3 protein-coding genes are annotated in these 4,059 nt (G+C 73.7%); 1 reads left to right on the top strand and 2 read right to left on the bottom strand.

Features of this window, described 5'->3' with window-relative positions; translation table 11 throughout:
- A partial coding sequence (locus JHN63_RS49380) for an NPCBM/NEW2 domain-containing protein (RefSeq protein WP_234478877.1) occupies positions 1–386 on the top strand: 386 nt, incomplete at its 5' end.
- Here the strand turns inward: JHN63_RS49380 and JHN63_RS49375 are convergent.
- Both JHN63_RS49375 and JHN63_RS54935 read right to left on the bottom strand, forming a co-directional pair.
- The gene (locus JHN63_RS49375) at positions 373–2,880 is read right to left on the bottom strand and encodes an AfsR/SARP family transcriptional regulator (protein WP_374223026.1); all 2,508 of its coding nucleotides are present in this window, start codon (positions 2,878–2,880) and stop codon (positions 373–375) included. The genes JHN63_RS49380 and JHN63_RS49375 overlap by 14 nt on opposite strands.
- A gap of 300 nt (positions 2,881–3,180) precedes the next feature.
- The gene (locus JHN63_RS54935; RefSeq protein ID WP_374223027.1) at positions 3,181–3,540 is read right to left on the bottom strand and encodes a BTAD domain-containing putative transcriptional regulator; all 360 of its coding nucleotides are present in this window, start codon (positions 3,538–3,540) and stop codon (positions 3,181–3,183) included.
- Between the last annotated feature and the right edge of the window lie 519 nt (positions 3,541–4,059).

Genomic DNA, 4,059 nt, shown 5'->3' with positions numbered 1-4,059 from the left:
GCACCGCCCCGGAGATCCGGCTCGGTGCGAGCAGTTGGGTGTGGCAGCGCTACGGCGTCTCGATCGGCGGCACGCGGTACGCGCACGGGGTGACCGTGCACGGCCGCTCCTCCGTCACGATCGACCTCAACCGCCCGTGCGTCTCCTACGACGCGACGGTCGGCGTCGACGACATGACGCTCGGGATCGGCAGGGTCTCCTTCGCGGTGTACGCCGACGGGATCCGGCTGTGGCAGTCCGGGGAGATCGACGGCGGGGACCCGGCGGTGCCCGTCCACGTCGACCTCTCCGGGCGCACGACCGTACGGCTCGTGGTCGAACCCCACAGCTCCTTCGACGGCCTGGCGCTGGCGGACTGGGCGGAGTCGAAGTTCACGTGCCGGTAGAGGTGCCGCTGGAGCTGCCGGTAGAGGTGCTGTTCGAGCTGTCGACAGAAGTGCTGGTGAAGGCTGTCAGCTCGGCCAGTACCTCGTCCATCGTGAGGGTCTCGCCGTGGGCGCGTTCGGCGGCATAGCGCTCGGCGCCGAGGTCGGCGCGGGCCGTGGTCTCGGTGCGCTCGACCCGGGCGTGCTCGGGCATGGGGCGGGGATGGGCGCCGCGCCAGTGGTCGCCGACGGCCAACAGCCTTACCGCGCGCGGTAGTTCGCCGAGCTGGGCGGAGAGCAGCGCCGCCTGGTCCACGAGCATTCCGATCAGCGCGTCGGCGCAGTTCTGCTCCACGGCCTCGCGCAGGGTGGCGGCCATCATCGCCAGGCCGGGCCCCGGACCGGACTCGGCGGCCGTGACCAGGGCGGCGGTCCCGTTCAGGCCGGCCTTGAACTGCGGTGGGGGCGTGCCCTTCTCGCTCTGCTCCCGGGCCTGGTCGCTCAGCTCCCGCGCGTGGGCGATCTCCCCGTCCTCCAGGGCGATGTTCGCGCGCAGCATCAGGACGAACGCGCGGGCGTCCGGTACGCCGTGCCGCTCGGCCTCCTCGGTCGCCTCGTCCAGGCCGGCCAGCGCGCTGTCGCGGTCGCCCGCGCGGAAGGCGAGTTCGGCGAGGCGGGCGATGAGGAACGGGGTCTCGGTGTAGGCACCGACCTCGTAGGCCAGCTCCAGGGCCTCCTCGTAGGCCGTCCTCGCCTCCTCGAAGCGGCCGCGGACCATGGCGGCCTCGCCGACCGCGCTGGAGACCTGGGCGCGCACCCAGCGGTCGCCGACACGTCCGCCGAGCACCTTCAGCATCTTCAGGTCCTCGTCGATGCCCGCCATGCCGCCCGGTGAGTCGACGAGGAGGTGGGTGCGGAACATCAGCAGGACCGCGTTCTCCCAATCGCCGCCGTGGGCCCGGACGTTGACGACAGCCGTCTCCATGGCGGGCCGGATGTCCATCGTCTCGGTGAGGAAGTAGGCGGTGAGCGGCCAGATGAGCCCGGGCATCCGGGCCGCCTGCGGGCCGCCTGCGGCGAAGTAGCCCTGGATCAGCTTCATGTACCGCAACATGCGCTCGTCCAGCAGGCCGTCCGCCGTCCGGCCCAGCAGCTCGGACTCGGACCTGAGGAAGAGGTTCAGCAGCCGGAGGTCCATCCGCCGGGCGTGCAGGGGGTGGCGGGCGTCCGCCTCCGGGTCGGCGACGTAGGTCTCGTACGGGTCCTGGTCGGACCCCGCCGGTGTGCTCAGGGCGAGGACGCGGACCACCCATTCCGCGCCCTCGGGGCGGTAGTTGCGCAGCCACCAGAACCAGCCGACGGCGAGGACCAGGGCGCTCGCCTCCGCCTCGTCGCGGGCGGCGACGGAGCGGGCGAGGGCGGCCCGGATGTTGTCCAGCTCGGTCTCCAGGCGGGCGATCCACGGGAGTTGGTCCCCGGAGCGGAGCAGCGGCTCGGCCTCCTCGAGGAGGGCGAGCACCCAGGCGCGGTGCCGGCGCTCGGCCGCGGCGCGCAGCTCGGGGGTCTCGGCGGCGCGCTCGACGGCGTACTCGTGGATGGTCTCCAGCATGCGGTAGCGCATGCCGCCGTCGGCCTCCCCCGGGGTGGCCACGATCAGGGACTTGTCGACCAGGGCGCCGATGAGATGGGCCGCGGGGCCGGTGCAGACGGCCTCCGTCGCCGCGAGGTCCCAGCCGCCGGCGAACACGGAGACCTCGCGCAGCACCGTCCGCTCGGACTCGTCGAGCAGCTCCCAGGACCAGTCGACGACGGCCCGCAGGGTCTGCTGGCGGGGCAGGACCGTGCGGCTCCCTGTCGTGAGGAGGCGGAAGCGGTCGTCGAGGCGGTCGGCGATCTGGCGCGGGGTGAGCAACCGGAGCCGGGCGGCGGCCAGTTCGATGGCCAGGGGCAGGCCGTCGAGGCGCCGGCAGATCTCCCCGACCGCTTCGGTGTCCTGGAGCACGGTCTCCGCGTCGGGGCGGACGGCGGCGGCGCGCTCCCCGAAGAGGCGGTGCGCCTGGTCGGGGACGAGGGGCTCGACCGGGCGCACGGACTCGCCGGGGACGCCCAGGGGTTCACGGCTGGTGGCGAGGATCGTGAGCCCCGGGCAGTGGGTCAGGAGGGTCTCGGCGAGGTCGGCCACCGCGCCGATGACATGTTCGCAGTTGTCAAGGATCAGGAGTCGGCCGCGCGAGGCGCAGTACTCCACCAGCAGGGCGACCGGGTCGTCCTGTGTGGTGATCAACTCGGTGGTCAGCAGGGCGGTCTCGCGCAGACCGAGGGCACTGACCACCGCGCCCGGCACCGCCTCCGGCCGGTCGAGCCGGGCCAGCTCGACCAGCCACGCCTGCGGGAGCCCGGCGGCGGCTTCCTCGGCGAGACGGGTCTTTCCGGAGCCGCCCGGACCGGTGAGCGTGACGAGGCGGACCCTGTGCAATTCGGAACGGATGGCGGCGATCTCGGGTTCCCGGCCCACGAAAGAGGTAAGCCGTGGACGCAGGTTGCCGTCGCGTCCGAGCCGCCCGGGAGCAGCGGGCGGTGCGCTCACCGGTGCCGGGGGCGCGAGCAACTCGCCGTGCAGCGCCCGGAGTTCCGGCCCCGGGTCGGTGCCCAGCCCCTCGGCGAGCGCGTGCCGGGCCGCCTCGTACGCGGCGAGCGCGTCGGCCCCGCGCCCCGAGTCGCGCAGGGCACAGATGAGGAGCGCGTGCAGTGGTTCGTCGTAGGGATGCGCCGCCGACGTCGTACCGGAGTTGAAGGAACTGACCGCGGCGCATCCCTACGACGAACCACTGCACGCGCTCCTCATCTGTGCCCTGCGCGNGGCCGCGGCGGACCTGTCCGGGAGGTCGGCGAGCGCGGGCCCGCGCCACAGGGCGAGCGCCTCGCCGAGTTCGCGGGCGGCGGCGGTCGCGTCGCCCCGGTCCAGGGCGGCCGTGCCCTGGCGCACCAGCCGTTCGAAGACGTACAGGTCCACGTCGTCCCGGGTCGCCGCGAGCCGGTACCCGCCGGGGTCGGAGATGATCGCCTCTTTACCGAGGGTGCGGCGGAGGCGGCCGATCAGGGCCTGGAGCGCGGCGGAGGCGTCCTGGGGAGGCTCATCGGCCCACACCTCGTCGATCAGGGTGCCGAAGGGCACGACCCGCCCCGGATGCAGCGCGAGCGCGGCGAGCAGCGCACGCAACCGCGCACCACCGAGGGGCACACCGGTGCCGTGTTCGTCCTCCGCCCGGGTGTTGCCCAGGATTTTGTACCGCACGGGACCATTGTCGCCGGGCAGATGACGCGGGAGCACGGGGTTTCGCGGCGGGGCGGGGTCAGGGGGTCGGTTTATGGCGGTGTGCGGCCCGGTGTGCCGACGGTCACCGGCAGCTGACCGGGTGCGCGCGACTCTCCGGGGCGGCGGGAGACGGCACCGCGCAGCTTCCTGAACTCGCAGGGGCCACGCCCCGGATCTCCATGAACCGGCTCGCCACGCCACCCGGCCAGACGCCGTCCCGCCAGACGCCGTCCCGGACCGGCGGAAGACCGCACCTTCAGGCGCCCCGCCTGTCTCTCCGGAGGTCGCTCCCGCTCACCTGCCCGAAGGGGACTGCCGCTCACCCCCGAAGGGCACTCCCGCCCACCCGCCGGAGGCAACTCCCGCTCCCCCCAAAGC

The sequence above is a fragment of the Streptomyces sp. MBT65 genome, from assembly GCF_016612545.1.
Classification (GTDB): Bacteria; Actinomycetota; Actinomycetes; order Streptomycetales; family Streptomycetaceae; genus Streptomyces.
This window is presented reverse-complemented; position numbering and strand designations above follow the sequence as displayed.